Source organism: Paraburkholderia sp. BL18I3N2, from assembly GCF_003001875.1.
GTDB lineage: Bacteria > Pseudomonadota > Gammaproteobacteria > Burkholderiales > Burkholderiaceae > Paraburkholderia > Paraburkholderia phytofirmans.
This window is the reverse complement of the sequence record NZ_PVNC01000039.1, coordinates 1-18,084: the sequence shown is the minus strand read 5'-3', so window position 1 is coordinate 18,084 and position 18,084 is coordinate 1. Positions and strand designations below refer to the sequence as shown.

At 58.2% G+C, this 18,084-nt stretch carries 14 protein-coding genes and 2 pseudogenes; 6 read left to right on the top strand and 10 right to left on the bottom strand.

Annotated elements, in window-relative coordinates:
* Nucleotides 1–115: 115 nt before the first annotated feature.
* The 3 genes from B0G75_RS38935 (at nt 116) to B0G75_RS38925 (ending at nt 2,654) form a co-directional block, all read left to right on the top strand.
* Entirely contained in the window at nt 116–709 is a 594-nt protein-coding gene (locus B0G75_RS38935; protein WP_106314861.1) for a hypothetical protein, read from the top strand.
* 400 nt (nt 710–1,109) lie between these two features.
* A complete protein-coding gene (locus tag B0G75_RS38930; protein WP_106314874.1) occupies nt 1,110–1,448 on the top strand; it encodes an H-NS family nucleoid-associated regulatory protein in 339 nt (112 codons plus the stop codon).
* 252 nt (nt 1,449–1,700) lie between these two features.
* Complete coding sequence (locus B0G75_RS38925; RefSeq protein ID WP_146142599.1) at nt 1,701–2,654, top strand: Shedu anti-phage system protein SduA domain-containing protein; 954 nt, start codon at nt 1,701–1,703, stop codon at nt 2,652–2,654.
* A 487-nt stretch (nt 2,655–3,141) separates the two neighbouring features.
* Here the strand turns inward: B0G75_RS38925 and B0G75_RS38920 are convergent, their stop codons facing one another.
* Entirely contained in the window at nt 3,142–3,867 is a 726-nt protein-coding gene (locus B0G75_RS38920) for a hypothetical protein (protein ID WP_106314859.1), read from the bottom strand.
* 386 nt (nt 3,868–4,253) lie between these two features.
* Complete coding sequence (locus B0G75_RS38915) at nt 4,254–5,906, bottom strand: hypothetical protein (RefSeq protein WP_106314858.1); 1,653 nt, start codon at nt 5,904–5,906, stop codon at nt 4,254–4,256.
* A 50-nt stretch (nt 5,907–5,956) separates the two neighbouring features.
* Here B0G75_RS38915 and B0G75_RS38910 point away from each other — a divergent pair.
* A pseudogene (locus B0G75_RS38910) lies at nt 5,957–6,447 on the top strand (ATP-binding protein).
* Here the strand turns inward: B0G75_RS38910 and B0G75_RS38905 are convergent.
* Genes B0G75_RS38905 through B0G75_RS38870 form a run of 8 tightly spaced genes read right to left on the bottom strand, consistent with a single transcriptional unit; the run spans nt 6,426 to nt 15,295 of the window.
* Complete coding sequence (locus B0G75_RS38905) at nt 6,426–7,640, bottom strand: hypothetical protein (RefSeq protein ID WP_106314857.1); 1,215 nt, start codon at nt 7,638–7,640, stop codon at nt 6,426–6,428. The pseudogene B0G75_RS38910 and the gene B0G75_RS38905 sit on opposite strands and share 22 nt — an antisense overlap.
* Nucleotides 7,637–9,892: a Piwi domain-containing protein gene (locus B0G75_RS38900; protein WP_106314856.1), complete on the bottom strand. Its 2,256-nt coding sequence runs from the start codon at nt 9,890–9,892 to the stop codon at nt 7,637–7,639. The genes B0G75_RS38905 and B0G75_RS38900 overlap by 4 nt, the downstream gene beginning before the upstream one ends.
* Before the next feature lie 6 nt (nt 9,893–9,898).
* Complete coding sequence (locus B0G75_RS38895; RefSeq protein WP_106314855.1) at nt 9,899–10,723, bottom strand: serine protease; 825 nt, start codon at nt 10,721–10,723, stop codon at nt 9,899–9,901.
* A gap of 14 nt (nt 10,724–10,737) precedes the next feature.
* On the bottom strand, nt 10,738–11,877 hold the full coding sequence (locus B0G75_RS38890; protein ID WP_106314854.1) for a phosphoribosyltransferase: 1,140 nt from the start codon (nt 11,875–11,877) through the stop codon (nt 10,738–10,740).
* Between the two features lie 23 nt (nt 11,878–11,900).
* Complete coding sequence (locus B0G75_RS38885) at nt 11,901–12,539, bottom strand: hypothetical protein (protein ID WP_106314853.1); 639 nt, start codon at nt 12,537–12,539, stop codon at nt 11,901–11,903.
* Nucleotides 12,532–13,416: a DNA-processing protein DprA gene (locus tag B0G75_RS38880; RefSeq protein WP_219908328.1), complete on the bottom strand. Its 885-nt coding sequence runs from the start codon at nt 13,414–13,416 to the stop codon at nt 12,532–12,534. The genes B0G75_RS38885 and B0G75_RS38880 overlap by 8 nt, the downstream gene beginning before the upstream one ends.
* Before the next feature lie 29 nt (nt 13,417–13,445).
* Nucleotides 13,446–14,651 carry an XRE family transcriptional regulator gene (locus B0G75_RS38875; RefSeq protein ID WP_106314851.1) on the bottom strand — a complete coding sequence of 402 codons (1,206 nt, stop codon included), beginning with the start codon at nt 14,649–14,651 and terminating at the stop codon, nt 13,446–13,448.
* Nucleotides 14,648–15,295, bottom strand: a complete 648-nt coding sequence (locus B0G75_RS38870) for an alpha/beta hydrolase (RefSeq protein WP_106314850.1) — start codon at nt 15,293–15,295, stop codon at nt 14,648–14,650. The genes B0G75_RS38875 and B0G75_RS38870 overlap by 4 nt, the downstream gene beginning before the upstream one ends.
* A 651-nt stretch (nt 15,296–15,946) precedes the next feature.
* Between B0G75_RS38870 and B0G75_RS38865 the strand changes: the two genes are divergently transcribed.
* Nucleotides 15,947–16,309 carry a hypothetical protein gene (locus tag B0G75_RS38865; RefSeq protein ID WP_258194947.1) on the top strand — a complete coding sequence of 121 codons (363 nt, stop codon included), beginning with the start codon at nt 15,947–15,949 and terminating at the stop codon, nt 16,307–16,309.
* A gap of 46 nt (nt 16,310–16,355) precedes the next feature.
* Nucleotides 16,356–17,897: pseudogene (locus B0G75_RS38860) on the top strand (IS3 family transposase).
* Nucleotides 17,898–18,084 lie beyond the last annotated feature (187 nt).

Sequence of the window (18,084 nt, the reverse complement as noted above, 5' to 3'; positions counted from 1 at the left end):
AACACATGCAACGATGGTATCTCCGTTGCGAGCGGGTGCCCATTCCTTGACCAGCGAGCCAGAGAGGAATAATTCTCATGCTAAGATTCTTCGTAAAAATAACCGAGGGTATGGCATGCGAAATTGGCGAGTGGTGCTCGGCGTTCTTTCCGGAATAGTTGCCGTAGTCGTGATCGCCGGTTTTGGGGCAACATCCGCTGGAACGAAACCGTACGACACTAGCCTGATGGCCAATTGGATGCAGGCGATCGGCTCGATAGGCGCGATCATTGGTGCAGTTTGGGTCTCAAGTGAGCAGCATCGTCGGGACGTTACCCGCCGCATGGAAGAACAGGACAAAGCGAATTTCCTGGTGAGTGCAGAACTCGCCTGGCTTAGCCATGACATTGTCGGTTTCGTAAATCAATTCATCTACGTTGAGGCGGGGACAACACATTCCTTCGCGATGCACGACAGCGACATAGGCGATTTGCTGGACCGCCTCTCTTGGTGCCGTCAGCGCGCGGCGCACAAGGGGCAACTGGCGATGGTTGGCGCGTTGAGGGAGTCTTTGACGCAAGCCATTCGAATTCTAAAGTTGAGAGAGCTGCATCCCGAGTTACCCTTTGGAAAACAAGACATCGAAAATTTTTCTGAAGCTCGCGAAAAGGCTCTCGAAGTATCGAACGCGGCAAACGGGATAGCGCTCAAGAAGCAGTATTCCGCCTAGTGTGACTTTACTCACTTGATTGTTCGCGCTAACTTTTTCGAGTATTGCTCAGGTGGCGGCGAATGCTTTGGCTTCGAAACCTGTTTGGCGCTGAAGCGCTACATCATATGTAGGGATTCCCGCCACTAACCCTTTCACAACCATATAAAGCTAAGTAGCGCGCACCGAGACAAAATCACTCCAAATACCCGGGCGACCTCTGACTCAACCATCATGGAACTAGACCAATACATCGACCTTCACGCTGACTGGATGGATATAGAGACCAATGTTGGTTCAGATTTTCTCCCGCGGTCCCCAACGGCAGCGACGAGCCAAAAACTGGTTCCACGACCTTACTCCAGCAACACTGGTTCAAACGATCGCCAACGACACGCAGACCGTCAAACGGGGGAATTTCATGGACGAGAGAAAGCGCGACAGTATAGTCGCCTACCTGCGCCGCAGGATGTCTGAGGTCGGGATCGAACTTGATGACCTCGCAGCCGCGATCGCCGAAGACCACATTCACCAGAAAACCGCCCGATATCGCAGTGCGACGGGAGAGATTTGGTCGGGCGATGGAGAGATGCCTCAATGGCTCAAGCAGGCCATCAGCGCGGGGCAATCAATTGAGCACTTCGCTATCGAGCGCGCTGCGCTGGCGATGACCGAGCCGCGACCGAAGGTAGATTGGAGTCAAGACCCGTTTGCAGGCAGCCGACTCGCGGCCGCGCAGCCGACACACCGCGACCTATAAACAGCCATGCCCTCAACTGTCGTGGTCACCTATGTAACGGCAGCTATCTGAATTGACGGAATTCTCCGATATCAAAACTGGCACGCCACAACATTCGGAGGGGCGAAAGCAAGGATCGCGACCAGCGATTTGGTCTTGCGGGGACTCTGTAGCTGCCGCGGCGAGCGTGCCAATGTTACGATCGCCCATTCCGATTAGCCACATTAAAAACACGTAAGCGGATCGATTTTCCGAAACGCCAAGGATCATATCTTGACCAGAACACACAGTCGCGCATCTACCAAGCGAGAGGCCTTTTTGCGTGCGGGCTATCGCTGCACGTTTCCCGGCTGCAATGCATCCTTGCTTAGCGACAGCGGCATTTTTACCGGCGAAATAGCCAACATCAAAGCTCTCTCTTCCGGTGGCGCCAAGTATGACGCAACTGCAACTCTGGCGGAAATAACCGACCTTGATAACTTGATCGTCCTGTGCGCAAATCATCATCGTACCATCGATTTTGAAGCTGAACTCTACCCTATCGACTGGTTGAGGAAGGTTCGGCGAGAGCATGAGCTTGCACTGCTAGAAAAGTTGGTCGTTCCGCCGGTACCCTCTTTGGTCATGCCATCCGCCGCTCTTCATACACTAGAACATGCACTCGAGTTCTGGCGACGTAACAGTGACAACCACGACGAACAATTCTGGCACGATTTCTTTGCAGCTAATCCTTTTATTCTGGCGTTGGCGTTTTCAGATTGCAATGTCTTATATTTGGATAAGGCATACGTTGGAGGAAAGTTGATAGACAACAAAGGGGGAAACCTGCTCGATTTCTTGTATAGATCTCCCATTACCAAAAATGTTGTTCTGATCGAAATCAAGACGCCTCAACTACCACTACTTGGAGGGCAATATCGAGCGAACGCATTTTCCGTGTCGGAAGAACTCTCTGGATCGATCGTGCAAGTTCTGAATTACCGCCACGAGTTACAGAATAACTACTACTCGGTAATGCGCGATGATCTTGATAAGGTCACCGCGACCGCACCTAGATGCATGGTTCTCGGTGGAAATATCGAGCAAGAGCAGATGAACGATACGCAGCGACGTTCGTTTGAACTCTTCCGAGGCTCCCAGCAGACGCACGTAGTAACCTACGATGAGCTCTTTGCGAAGATTCAAAACATTCTCGACATAGGTCCCTTAGTGGATACCCACTCGTGACCCTGGAATTGCTTATCACTGGCACGCGGACCAATGTATTCATCATTGACACCCACACGAATCTGACCCGATGAGTAGCCGCGCCGCGATCCCATTCCTTAAGACTTCGAACAGGGTCCCCGACCTTCAAGTTCGCGCTTGGCGCGATCTACATCCCCGGCTTTAACTCTGGGACTCTCTGCGCGCCCCATAAACGGGAAATTTCCCCAGCGCGCCACCGTTTTTGCCCATCCGCGCTAGCGGTCAGCACCGATGCTCTTTCATGGAAGTGGAGGTCCTCGGGCGTCGGTCGGCTGGTGGATTTTCCGCTTATAAGAATGACTCCCAAGGTAGCGGCAGAGAGATGCGTTTGAATCGGTCGTTCCCCATGAACTCGAATTTCTGCTGGAACAGTGCTGCCAGCCGAACGTCGGCGGTAGCGAAGAAGATCTGCTTCCGGGTGCGGAGAGCAATCTCCCGGAGTTAGCCCAGGAACGACGACGTGAAATTATCGACCTGCATCGTCGTCCGGATTACGCGTCGGTTCGGACCAACCGTCAGGCCCTGGCTCACTGAGACCAAACGACAGCGCCGGTAAAAATCCGCCTATCTGGCCGATATCCCGGTACATGTCAAACCCCACAAAAGGAAACCGGCCTTCTCCAGATGCAGTAATCGTCAGGTGTCTGACGTCGTCACGGAACGCCGTGCATAGCTGCAAATACCCACCGATTGAGCCACGTTCGGGCTCACGAAGAATGGCTGCGAGCGTCGTGATTGGTGCACGCCGCCAGTTCGCGGAGCCGACTTCGAATCGTGTTCGCAGTGAGAGAATACGCTCACGAATAGCAGCCTTTCTGTCTCCGAGAATGATCAAATCCCTATCGCTGACCGGCAGATCTTCGATGCCGACAGAAGCAGGCGCTTCTGGGTTATTGGACATCCTGAAGACCTTGAATTCGGAGCTTTTTATGCAGAAACCAAAGATGACCAGTTCGCATTTCGCATTAGTCGGGTGATGGGCGCCAATGCTCAGGATATATGTTTCGGCCAGTTTCCTTGCCAGCTCCGCGATATCGGCGAGCGCAGGTATCCGTTCTTCGAACGGATAGTCGGGAGCGTCATAGTAGGCCAGTTCCCGGAGATCGCCCAAAATAGTTGCAAGCATTTCCTTGACGTTCGCACCTATAAGCGTGCTCCCGGCAAACCCAAAACCGAAAGACAGGACGCGCATCAGTCGTCTGCTCAAAAAATCGCCCGTAGGGCTATACGAATTGGCGTGTATGGCAAAAAGCTTGGGACAATTGTCCGTCAAATACCGGCCGCCCCGGAGACTCGGGAATCGCTGACGGCCCACACACCACCGAAATAATCATCCTGATTCAGCCAACACACTATCGACGTCAAATCTACGCCCCTCCTTATAGTCCTACGTCAGGTTGCCTGATCGCATCGACGATCAGAGCCAGCGCACACACTCCGCCGTCGACGGCATAGCCAATACAGCAGAGGTATTAGGCTTTGTCGATGTTGCACGCAACCGGCTCCCTTCCCTTGCGTTCGTCATGATCCGGGCCGTTGCCAATGGACGACCGCCGACCTCGCGCACCTGTTATACCGTCACGAGGTCTCCCTATCCAGAATTGGCGTAGCATCCGTGATGAGTGTCGAATCCTTCGCCGCGTTCGTAACAAACGAGACCGGACGTTCAGACGGATCGACCGAGTAAACACAGTCGTCGGACGGCGTCAACGTTAGCCGGACCGGGCGGCCCCGTGTGATGTTTGCAAAGCTTCCGACAACACCAAGCTTGATTTTCGAGAATCGTAAGGTTGTCGGATGAACCGTGACAAGCGTCCCCAGCATGTTGAACGGGTGGTCGAAATGACGCTCCAACGTGATTTCGACCGGTTGCCCACGCACGAGCAGGTCACGGATTTCAGTCGCTTCCTTTGCCGTCCGGGGCACGAAGCAGCGGCCTCCGAGATCGAGATCCTTAACGGGGCGCCGCTGGCACTCGCACAGCAACGCCCAGAGATCGGAGACGTCTTGTATGTCTCCGGATGAAATCGGCGTCTTGCTAAACGGAACATCAGTGTTCCACAACGCCAAGAGTTCTCTTACCTTGCTGACATAACTGAGGATCAAGTGCTCCTCACGGATGTCGTCGGCAGTGGTGAACGCGCCGCTTCCCGACAAGACTTCGTTGCCATCGATCTCCATGGTCCACGACGTCGACCAACCGCTGTGCAACGCCTCGACGTACCGAAACATCTTGTTGAAATAGGGCAACGACCGAACTCCGCATCCCTCCCAAAGCCCGTAGTGATTGGTCCATTGGACCGACTGGTGTTGCTCCTTGCCCTCGATGGAGCGATCGAAACGGTAGCGCAAGGCGCACAGCCCTTTGAACGCCTGGCCCTCGAACGTGATCGACTGCGTCCCGCCCACGACGTCGCCGATGAAATCATCGATCACCATGACCGCGTTACTCGATGGATCACGAAGAAGGATCTTGTGAACTGCCGGAAGCCGAAGGTGTGGATCGAAGGCAACCGTACCATCAGCACCTCGGAAGATATCGAGTAGCGCCGATCCCTCGAGTTGAACCTCTGCGGCGTCCATCTCCAAACGCTCGCCGTGTTGGATCAACGCCTGCATTTTCGCGCTGAATTCCGCCCGACGCTCCGGAACAACGCGTGCGCTGAAAGTGACGAGTTCCTTCGCACGAAATACCAATTGCGTTTTGCGGCCCATAACGTTCATCTCGACCGCGAACCTGGGGTCGAGCAGTTCCAGTTCCTTAGCAGCCAACAGCCCGATCTCCGCAACCGCTGTAGATACGGAACGCCCCAATGGAGTTTTGAAGATGGCCGCTCGCATAAGGGCAAGCTCCGTGCGGGACACGGGATTCTGGCCGCGCTCTTCGTCCGCAACCTGCTCGGCCTGCTGCTTCCATTCTTTTAAAAGGGTCACGGGGTAACGAGCAGCGTCGCGGTCGATCATCGTGGCGCAGTTCTGGCAAAGCCAGATGCCGTTGTCGACGTCGCTTCGCTCTTCCGACGTCATCGTTGGATCGTACCGGGCCGCGCCCGGGCCAGGCGCAGCGGCAGCGATGTGTGCCGCTTGGCCGATGTTGTTGACCTTGCTCTTATCCGTCGTCGGCCCCGTCGTTGGCTTGCGGCATCCGGGGTTTGAGCAGTGCGTGCCCACGCGTAAGCACAACGCGCGTTTAACCGTGGGGCTGAACTCGTCGCGGTTACCTCTGGGCATTTACCGATGATCCTTTGCAGGGGTTAGGGAAATCGAGGGAGACCCTATCGATGCCCAATTATATGGCCGCCCAACAAGATAACGAACGTAAGCGGCAGCCGCTCACGAATCTCGCGTCGTTGGGCATCAAGACGCTGGCGCAATACGATTTCGGTTTCGCCAGCGGCGCACCACGCGCGCAGATCCAGGAGTTAGCGAGCCTCGCGTTCATCGAGCGCGCCGCGAACGTCGTGCTGCTCGGGCTATCTGGCGGCGGCAAGACACATCTCGATTCCGCCATCGGACACGCTCTGATCGACGCCGGCTACGGGAGCTATTCACGCGCACCAGTGAACTCGTGCAGAAGCTACAGGTGGCACGCCAGAGCCTGCTGTTGCCGTCGATACTCACGAAGCTCAACCGTTTCTATCTGGTGATCCTCGACGACCTTTCATACGTCCGTAAAGATCAGGCCGAAACCAGCGTGCTGTTCGAGTTGATCGCCGAGAGATACGAGCGGCGCAGCTTTCTGGTCGCTGCTCAAACCATAAACGCCGGTTGAGCGATAACGACCGGACTGACCACATCGCGAATCTCACTGAGTCCCGCAACAAGCAGGTCGTGTTGCTCGGTGCGTCGTCCTTGGTCCCAGATGATCGGAAGCACTCTGCGATAGGGGCTGCCACGCTTCAGGTAAAGGCTGACGTCTTCACCAATCTGCGAAATCAGGTCCTGCGGCGTGCTGTTGTTTCGCCAATACTTGACCTCGATCACTAAGTGCAGCGACGGGACTACTAAGTCTGCCCGCGGCTTCTTTTGCCCCACCGACGCAAGCCACTCTTCATCACGCAGATCGGGCAACACTGGCGCGAGCACCGCGCACAGAAGATTCTGAAAGTGGTATTCGTTTTCAACCGCCCACTTTTGCGCGGTCGAGTTCGGTGTCTTCTTCTGTTCGTCCCAGGTCCACCGACGCAACCCGGATGGGAGCCGGCGAAGCAGCAGTCCGACATCGTCTAGGCTCGGCGCCCGCAGATCGATCTGCGCCGCGCCCTGGGCGAGATAGTGAAACGCTGCCAAGTCCAAGGCCGCCTGTTCGGGGTCGTCATAAACAACCAATTTGATGCGGCCAAGCAATTGCGACCCAAAGTCGTTATCGACCGCCGGCGAAGCATCCGCCAAGCGACGTGCGACGTAGATAGCCGCGCCCGCGGTGGCGGGCACCACCGTCAGTTCGCCGTTCAATCCCACCTCGGCCCGCGTCTTGATCATGGACAGCAGTTCATGGCGCCAGCCGACTTCCGCCGGCAACAGCGGCTGCAGCTTTGCATAGAGCGACGCGAACCATGCTCCGAATTTCGGCCACCGCACATCATCGGCTGTGGCCAACAAACCGACCAGAACGCCGGTATACGCTAACGGCTGCATCAGGCTGACGAGAGCCGTTTGGGAATCACCTCTACGCCCCATCAACCAGTCCACGCCCTGCGCAAATGAGTCGCGGCATGCATCACTCAACGTCGGATCGATGCTCAGCAGGAAACCCAAAGCCGCCACGGCATGAATCGACCGGCCACCGCCGGAAATCTCTTCGCACAGGTCCCGCGCCATCGCGGCGCTCTGCTGGGTGGACAACCCTTCGGCGAGCACCCAGTGATAAAAGGCGATCGACAGCGGGCCCGCAGTCGTCAGTATCTCGGCCTGGCCCGCTACTGCGCGCAGCGCCTCCTGCAGCATCGGATTGTCGGCGCTCATAGAAACCACCGCGTTGTGCCGATCTTGCCGAGCATCACACTCGGACTCCACCGGCTACCCAAACGATCAAGCCGCCCTAAGAGGCCTGCGACAAGGTCGGAGTAGTAGATGGTGACCGGCATCGCCGCCGGCAGGAAGCTGCGCCAGGAATGGTTCGAAAACCAATAGACCTGCTTGGTGAGATAGATGATGTCCGTGAACGTCGAATCGCGATGCAAGCTTAGCAATAGCGGTTTGGGTAGGCCGTCCGTCGGGCGCTTGAGCTGCTGCGGCCCCGTCAACGTCAACAACGTCTCGTTGTGTCCGACTTCCGCAAAGAGGCCTCGAACCGGCGTCTTCTCTCCCCTACCCTTGGTCCCGATGGAATCATCGTCAAACAGCAGATACGGATGGTCCTGTTTAACGTGCAGGAAGGCGAACTGCAGATCGAATTCAGAGAACTCCTTCAATGCTGCCTTGACCGATTCGACCTCCGTATTGCGCATCGGCTTGAACGCATGAACGATCACACGTACCGAGTCGCCCTTGATCCAGTTCATCTCATTGCGCACGCGCTGAAGGGTTGCCTGCAATGATTCGGTCAGGGCCTCGCCGTACTTCGACATGGGAACGGCGTTCGACAGATTCGACAGCAGATAGCCGCCGTCGCCGCGAAAGACGCTGGTAATGCCGACAATTCTTTCTTTCCTGGAAAAGCGGGATTCCCCAATCGCCGCGCTGCCCAGGCCAATGACCACTTCGTGCGCGATACCCTTGTCCGACTTGATCAGCCAGGGAATGCCGCCGAGCTTGGCATAGACCGCTAGGGCGAGATTGCTGAGCGTGTAGGCGAGACTGGCCGGTGCCATCGAGAACGTCTCGAACGCGACGAACTGCGTGGGGATCTGATTGGAGAGAAACGCCGCCTTGGCCACCAGATACGGATTCTTGTGCGGCACCAACTGGCGTGAATGCCGCTCGGTCTGCACCAAGGCCAGATGCCAGGGCATACCCTCCGCGCCCATCCGGACTGCTTTGGAAGCAGCCGCATGGTAGGCGTCGGCCGTGAACGCATCCGCCTCCACGAACGTCAGGTTGATGTCCTGCAGTCCGTAGATGCCGAGAAACCCTCGGCCGAATGGCAATGACTTGCCGTCGACCGACAGGCCGTCCCGAAACTTCCGAAGGAACAGTTCAAATTGACCACGCCGCGCGCGGTCGCAGATCACACAGACATTCGGTCGTGTGGGCGTGAAGACGTGCCGGCTGTAGGGGCCGAACTTGCTTAGACCGACCGCTGCCCGCGACTCCGATTTGAGCGTGCCTGCGTCGAAAACATATGTCGGCGTCGTGCCCTCAGTGAAACGGGGGAAGTTCTGCGCATCTTTCTCGCTCAGCAGGTTGCCGATGACAACGCTGAGACCTTCTTGCAGCTTGATCTCGCCGAGGCCGCGGAGCCAGTCCGAAATGCGGGCAATGTGCTCCATACGCGCACGCCCTCTGCTGTTCTCGAACACGATCTCATCGATCTTGCCCTGCACCCTGCCCGACGTGTTCCGCGTGACGTGTTGCAGCAGATGCCGAACATTCTCAGGTGAGGCCTCCAGGTACAGCTCGTCGAGTGGAAGCAACTCCTCCACATTCTGAAACCGCTCGGACAGGCGCGCGTGGCCGTCCGTGACCACGCCGACTCGACCCACAAGCCGGCGATAAGGCAGCATGCGCACATCTTCGACCGGCACCAGGCGCTCGACTGTCAACCCATCCAGCCGAACGCCTTGCTCATGCAACACGGCAAGACTGGTTGCGCAGGTCTTCTGGATCTCGATGTCCCACAAAAGACCAAGTGGTTCTGCGTCCGGCAGCTTTAGCGAGCGGATCGCGATCAAGACGCGCGACTGCAGATGAAGATGCCGGTCGGCTTCGATGAAGCCCGTCGGCAAGGTGCGACCAACCGTGGTAATCGGGTTGTAGCGGGCCACCAGTCGTCGATTGGAACTGAGCAAGGTCACGAGACGTTGTTCGAGCAGCGGACGAATGAGCGAAGCGTTCTCAACTGCCGAAACATTCTTCTCTTCGCCAATAGGCGTGGCGCCCAATGCAAGCGGCAGCGCCACGATCTGATCCGAGCGACGGGTGACGGCGTAGTGCGCGCGGTGCTCGTCGCGCAATTCCCGGAACTGCTGCGCGTCTTGGAAAGGCAAGGTCTGCAGCCGAATGGCATCGCCGCGCACCCGCAACGGTGTGAAATTGAGCTGCAGCTGTCGTCCCATAAGCCGTCACATCCTCTTGTGTTGCCGGATCAGCATCCGAATTTTTAGGATTGATTTCTCGATGAACCACATCCTGCGCATCCGCCAGGACGGCTTCCCGAAGCCGTTGTCGATCCCACCAATAAGCGCTTCGATGATCTCGCGGTTCTTACCGGGATAGATGCCGTTGTCGTGCAACATGACCAGCAGGGGCTCGATTGAGATGGCACTCGAATAGCCTGTCCCCGCGTCCTTGCCATCCATCACGAGCGCTTCGACAAGCACCCCCAGTAAAAAGCCATATTCACTCAATACGGGGCCACCGCTAAAACCACCCCTCGCAGGACACGAGATGATGAAATGCGGGTGCGGCCCACTGTATTTGTCCACAACCGCGTTGACTTCTCCTTCCGACGCCAGGAGCACAGCGTGCTGCGAAAACGGAATCGGCGGATATCCCATGAGTAGCACTTTCGATAGCACTAACTCGTCGCCGACCCAGTCATCCAGATGCCCACCGATCTCGATATGGTCCGTTTGTACAAAGCCTTTCGGTGAGCCATGAATCGTCGTCATATGCAGGTAGTGCGACAGATCCAGATCGGTCTTCATCAAGGCCAGATCGATGCGATCGTCCTTGTTGAAGGTCACCGACTGCACGGTCAATGGCACTGACGCGTACTCGGACACCACTTCCTGCACGACACCATCGCGCAGCACATGGGCCGCAGTGACAAGCCAGCCGTCAGCAATGTGGAACGCGGTGCCGGTACTCAAATCGCCAATCGGCGTCTGCACCGTGATACGCGCCAAGGCTGGCTTGTAGCTTTGGAATAGCGCCCGCAGGTCCATAACCGTCAACCTGGTTACGGGATCAAGGTCAGCAAAACCTGCTGAGCGACGCCACTGGTGGCGCCGGGGAACCACCCCGGCGCGGCCACGGTGAAGCCGCCGGCGACGACCGGCTGATACGGATCGGTCGTGATGTCGATCTCGTAGTAACGCAACTGATTGCCAAACTTCCCCAGCGCAACACCCGTCACGGAGGCGGCACCGGCTTTGCGCAAGAAGGCCGCGGCGACGCCAAACGACACCCCGTAGGTCGTACAATCGTCCACAACGATCACGTGCTTTCCGACCAATCGTCCGCTCTGTTTGTAGAACGGGTTCAGGTGAACGGTCAGAATTTGGCCGGTCGGATCGGTTCGATCACCGCCACCGCCCGCCGAGCGCTTCGGCGAATGAGTGTGACGGATGAACAGCGGCTCATCCCGCTTGGAGAAGCGAACGCGGGAAACCGTCGTCCGCAAGCGATGCGTGAAATCGCTGAGGATCTCGTCATCGTCGTTCGCACTCTTCGACGACGGATAGACGCCCCATACCAGTCCATCCAGTTCGTTCACTTTTTCCATGAGCAGCGAACGCGAGGTGACGGCCAGCAAAGCGTTCAGTCGCGCGCCACCGCCTTTGACGGTGGCGGTCAGCCGCTGCGCAAACAGTTGCTGCGTGACGCCCTTGCCCAGGCCGGACAAGTCGCTGAGCGCACGCACGCGATAGCGGCCGGCGTCGCCTGCATACCACCACTGTCCCGACCAGCCGGCCGTCAGGTTGATGATCTCTTGCAGCTGCGCGGCATTGTCCACGCGAATGCCCAGTGAGGCGACCTGCGGTGCTGCCGACCATCCGGCTGCCACGAGAATCGCACCGCCGTTCTTGCCCATCTGGACGTCTTCGTCCTTTGCCGCGAGAACCAGCGCATCGAAGGGATTGAGCGCAAACTTCTTGGCGTTCTGCGACACGATCTCGCCCGATTGCCGCCCTCGACTTTGCAGGAACTGAACGCCGCTAGCTCCAAACGTCCCGTTGAACCAAGCCGGTTCCGCATGATTGGAAATCAAGCCCACCGGATTGCCCGCCGCCTTGGCGTTGATCAACACCTGGGCGAGTTGCGGGTCGGGTTGGCCATTACGCAGGACGGCGTCCGGAGAGGTCATGACGATCAGCATGTGGCGTGTCCCTTGTCCTGTTCTTAGATGCTGTCAAAATCCAAGTCCACCGACTTGGGCGCTCGCCGCGCGAGGAACAGCCCGACGATGCGTGCCTCGGGAAATCGCCGCTCCAGCACTTGCTTCACCGCCTTGAAATGGCAGCCTGTGGTGAGCACGTCGTCCACGACAAAAATGGTCTGCGGGGCCGGCTCGGCCAAGCGCTCGTCGAGTTGATAGTTGGCCACCAGTTCGTCCGGTGTCGGGCGCGTGTCCGACAGATGGGCCGCCGCCGCCGATTCGCGCTGGACGACCAGTTCGCGGATGTCGGTGTGACGCCCCCGGCAGACGGCCTGCAGCAATTGCAGCATGCGGTCGTCGTATAGCGGATCGCTCTTCGCCTTCGACGGCGGAATCGGGACGAAGGTGATTTCGGCGTCAGCCTTGATCGCGGCACGAAAGATTGCCGCCGCCTGTAGGATCGCGCGCTCTTTGTATTGCCACTGCGCGGTTCCACGCTTGTCCACGGACTTCTTGAAATTGAGGATCAGCTGGTTGGTTTCGCTGTAGGCATGCCCCTCGCCCGCAGTGTATTCACCTGCGTAGTAGCAAATGTCTTGCGCATCCAGATAGTGATGATCCGGCAGCGTCAGGGCATCGACCTTAAGTACGCGCTTAGCCAAGGGCTGCCCTGATGTCGTCGATGCCAGTGACGCGAATGGCCCCTTTATCCTGGAACTTGGCCGGCCACGTCAGCTTTGGGTTGCGAAAGCAGTTGTCCAGAATGAACAACTTGCGACCCTGCTGAAGCGCCGCCCGTGCCTGCGCCAGGGTACCCGACGTATCGCTGGCTTCGACGATGACCGTTGCCTGCGCCAGCGCTGACATCGTGGCATTGCGTTCCGGGAAGAACAGCCGGTTACTACGGTAGTCCTGCGTCGAGTAACGCCAGATCGGCACCTGGCTCACGAGCAGGAACTTCTCGGCAATCAGGTCTTGGAGCGCCCTGTTCTCCGGTGGGTAATACTCGGTAATCGGTGTGCCAATCACGGCGATCGTGCTGCCGCCGTTGTCAATGGCCGTCGTATGTGCCGCCGTGTCCACGCCTTTGGCCAAGCCGGAGACGATGGTGTAGCCATCTTGGACCAATAGCTTCACCAGCCTGCGGGTTCGACGCAGGCCGTCCTCGGAGACGTTGCGCGAGCCAACGATGGCGATTCGTTTGGGCGAGTCGATCAGATCCCACCACCCTCGGTAATACAGGAGTTCGACGGGATGCGCCGCATCACGCAACCGATCGGGGTAGTCTTCCGATCCATGAACGCGCACTCCAAAATCGTGAATCTTCGCGTGCGCAATCTTGTCTCGCACCCGCAATAGCGCGGTATCGATCTCCTCTTCCGAGACCAACTCGGAGGGCATCGCGTTCGGACTGTCACGGAAACAGTCGGCAATCGTTTTGAAAGTCGCTTTTTGATGCGCCCACAACGCCTCGTACGCCGCCATCTCCCGAGAGGGTGAAATCGGCCTGTTGCTCAGTACTGCGTCAATGTCATTCATCGGTTCACTGACCTCCATAGACGCGCCGCTCAACGCTTCGGCGAAAATCGAAACGGCACCACATTGCCTTCCGTGGTAACCGGTGCATCCGCGCTGGGCACCGCACGCAAACGCGCCAGTTGCACAACCTTGGGCTTGCCCTGGAAGTACCCTTCCGATAAGCCAGCCAGCATCTCGATATCATGGGCCGCCAAACCAATGTGCCTGGGGATCGAGTCGAGGGGTATCACGTTTTCCTCGACCAACAGATCGATCGTTCGACGCAGCAGGCGCGGCCGCTCGGGCGACCTATCGCCATCGCCCGGCTCGGACTTGGCACCCCAACGGGCGGACCGCCGCTTGAAGAGTGACTGCGCCGCTTCTTCATCCAGAATCTTCAGCGCACGCAGACGCATCACGATCGCTGCGACAGACACCCCCCATCTGCGCTTGAGCAAGAGAAGATCGTCCAGCGTCACCGGCGTGCGGACTTCATTGGCAAACGTTTCGGCCGGCAGCAGGAATGCGCCCGCAAAGCGATGGGCTTGCTGTTCCAGCTGCTTATGGCGGTCACGCTCGGTCGGCCGGGGAATGAACCGATGCAGGATCAGGTGGCCGAGTTCGTGCGCCAAGTCGAAACGGCTTCGATAGCCGTTATCCTTGTCGGCCGAGAGCAAAACCAGCGGACGTCCCAACGCATCGCTCCATGCCGACAGGCCCTCGATCTGAGAAATGCCCGTTTCCTCGCGGATCAGGACTACGCCAGCGCCTTCAATAGCCAGCGCCAAGTCCGGCACCGCCGTACGGCCGATACGCCAAAGATCGCGGCATTCGCTCGCCGCCAGTTCAATCTCGTCAGGTGTGATCTCATCGGGCTCCTTGAACTGCCGGGTCGGCAAATTCAGCGCCGGATAATCCACGAATTCCGACAACGCAAGTGCGACGTCCTGCGCCCACTCCATGCGCGCTTCCAGCATCGCACGTGCCGCCACGTGTGCGGACGCGTTGCTGCGAAACAGCGGCAACGACACCTTGGCCGAGGGCGCCCGGGTGAACCATTCGGGCGTGACGTTGACCACGCCGGCAAGGCGCTCCAGGGTTTCACGTTCGGGCGCCTGATTGCCCGACCGCCACTTGCTGACCGTCGCGGGTGACACGCCGACCAGCGAGGCGAGTTGCGCTTGGCTCAAACGCCTCGCAGCAAGAATCTGACTGAGACGCTCACTTTCAAAGCCTTGAATACCACCGCGACTCATGACGCGCTGCCCTCGTTGCTCTGCTTCTTGATTTTCTTGAGCTTGGGCTTGGCCAAATCGTCCTGCGCCGCCGGCTTTTGCTCGTACCGCTGCAGGAACGCATTCAGTGGCTCCTTGAACAGCCAGCCTTGCATCTCGCGGTCAGGTACCGCGATCTGGATCGACACAGGCGAGTCCGGCTGGATATGCAGCGAGCCCGAGAAGCACGCCACGAAGAACGCGACCGCATCGGCGGGCGCGGTGTATTGATCGAACAATTCCGGTTGCACCAACGGCTCGATGGCCCTGTTGGCAAAGGACATCTGGCGGCGCGTGTGGCTCCGTCGGCCGTTGATCCAGAAACCGTCCGGAATGTTGAACCTGGCCAGGGTGAAGACCCCAGCCCGGCCGCTGACGATGCCGTTACCGCGAATAGCGGTCGGTGAAGCGTCCCCCATCGCCAGTGCTCGATGAAACGCCTCGTTCATGTGGAAATGCCGCAACTGACCCACCACGTGGGGCAAGTGGCCCTCGTCCATGCCTTTGGACGCGGCGTGCGCGCGCTGGGCGCCGACGCTCAAGGCTTCCTCGACGGCCATCACCAGTTCGCGCGGCAAGCTGCGCTGCAAGAGGTCGGGAATTGTGTCTGCCGGTTGCTGGGCCATTCGATCTCCACGGTTCGATTTCGCTTTTGGGGATTTTACCATGGAAAAATTTCGTTTAGCACGGAAAGATGCGAGATTGGTTGCCTCTTTGGTAGGTGGCATCCTACTCGCCGCAGTCCCCACCTGCTCGAACTAGGAGCCGCGCGGAACATCGCGGCCAGCATCTGATAGCTGCTCGCGCCGGCGCAGCCGAGGACATGGCCCCGCGCACCTTGACAGCACACGACCGCGGGCAACAGATGCGGACACAGGGATGAAGTCAGGGAAGACGGCTGGACAGGCAACGGGCACCTCGATGTGCCGACTTCACGCAAGCGAAGCGCGCAGGCCCCGATCGGGAATCCGGGCCGTAGGCGTCAGCGAATGGAAGCCCGGAGGGGGCGAAACTCGCACAGCGAGGTTCGATGCGAAGCACGAGTCTGCGACAGGCTGTACCGGTAACGCGCTACTCGACTGTTTTTCCAAGTGCTTGCTCTTAGTCGGTTTTTTGCGGACTACTAGGTCAAGGCTTCGTCCGCCTGAGCTTCGAGCGGCTCAATCAAGACTGCATCTGCTTCGCCCCATCTTTATTATTGCCACCACCATGCGATGTCGCCTGGGCGTCGGCCAAGTAATCGCTCGGTTGGCCTGCGCTGAGATCAGGAGAATCGTATGCCTATCGGCATTTCCAACCTTGCCCATGCTGTTCGCAAGAGCAGCGCCGCTGCGGGTGTATCCGTGCAACTTGGCCATGCGCAACAGCTCGTCGTTGCCGCACTTGGCTACAAGAGTCTTGCTGCCTATCAGGCTGCGCAAGCTGCTGCACGAGAACCCCTGCATCTGGATAACGTCTACCACGTTGTGCTCGACTATGACATGCTCGATCGCCGAGCCAACGAACTGGATGCTGCTCCGGCCTCAAGCCAACTGCACGAGTTGATCGCGGGAGCATTCAAGGAACGGGCACCTCATGCACGCCCCCATACCTCTCACGCAGACTTCGGCATCTACGTGTCAACGCCGACTGAAACCTGACCCACGGGGGGTGCGGACGAAAACTTGGACTACCTGGAGGTAGTTCATGTTCTCATACGAAGATCGCATTCGAGCGGTCCGACTCTACTTGAAGCTTGGCAAGCGCATCGGGGCTACCATCCGGCAGTTGGGCTATCCAACAAAGAATTCTCTCAAAGCCTGGCATCGCGAATAAGAACAGTGCCATGATCTACGGGCCGGCTATGTTCGTTCGAGGGCGAGGTATTCGGCTGAACAGAAGAAGGCGGCCGTCGGTCATTATTTGAGCCATGACCGCTGTGCTGCCGCAACCTTGAGGGCTTTGGGCTATCCGAGTCGCGAGACGCTTGCAGCCTGGATCGAAGAGCTGCATCCCGAAATCAGAAAACGCGTTGTCGGCAGAGCAACTGGCAGCGTTCCGAAATCACCGGAGGTGAAGCAGGCGGCAGTCATCGAGCTGTGCACCAGAGAGGAAAGCGCGCGCCTGGTTGCCCGGAAAGCAGGCGTGAGCAGGCCGACGCTTTACAATTGGAAGAACCAGCTACTCGGTCGTGACGCCCCAGCATCCATGAAACGCCAGAAGAAGCCAGTACCGAACGACGAGCGTGCGAAACTGGAACAGCAGGTCGAATCGCTTCGACGCGACATCCGGCAACTGCAGCTCGAGCACGACATCCTGAAGAAGGCGAGCGAACTGATAAAAAAAGGAATGGGCATCGACCCGCAACTCCTGAGCAACCGGGAGAAGACGATGCTGGTTGATGCCCTCAAGCAGAGCTATTCGTTCCCAGAGCTGTTAGCGATCCTGGGGCTTGCCCGCAGTTCCTACTTCTATCACCGCGCACGTCAGCTTGTCGCTGACAGGCACGCTGACGCGCGTCGCGTCATCGCGGATATCTTCAAACTCAATCACCGTTGCTACGGATATCGCCGGATCCACGCTGCGTTGGGCAGGCAGCAGATCGTCATCTCGGAGAAGGTGGTGCGACGTTTGATGCGACAGGAAGGTCTGGCCGCTGCCACGACCAGGCGACGTCGCTACGGCTCCTATCGCGGAGAAATAAGCCCTGCGCCGGAGAACATCATCAATCGTGACTTCCGCGCCGCTGCCCCGAATCAGAAATGGCTCACGGACATTACCGAATTCCAGATTCCGGCCGGCAAGGTGTATCTGTCGCCGGTGATTGACTGCTTCGACGGTCTCGTTGTGAGCTGGTCAATCAGCACGCGGCCGGATGCCGAACTCGTCAATACCATGCTGGATTCGGCGATTGAGTCAGTGGCTGCCTGCGAGGAGCGGCCCGTGGTTCACTCCGATCGCGGTGCCCACTATCGCTGGCCGGGATGGCTCTCACGGATGCGGGATGCCAGACTGATTCGCTCGATGTCGCGCAAAGGATGTTCGCCCGACAATGCAGCCTGCGAAGGTTTCTTCGGGCGTCTCAAGACGGAGTTATTATATCCCCGTGACTGGCGGGCCACGACCGTTGATCAATTCATTGAAGTCGTTGACTCGTATATCCGCTGGTATAACGCAAAGCGTATCAAGGTCTCGCTCGGTTCCCTCAGCCCCGTCGAATACCGGCAGAGTCTTGGAATCGCGGCGTAAATCAGTCCAAGAATTTGTCCGCCCCCCCTTCCACTCATCCTGCACATAGGCGCTATACAGGTAACCGGTTTTGCTGCTGGAGTCAGGAATGCTAACCGGCTGATCGGACGACTGGTTGCCCTCGGCGTCAACCGGAAAGACAGCGAGACTGTTGTCAAAGATTGCGTGTTCCTGCTGGAAAAAGATG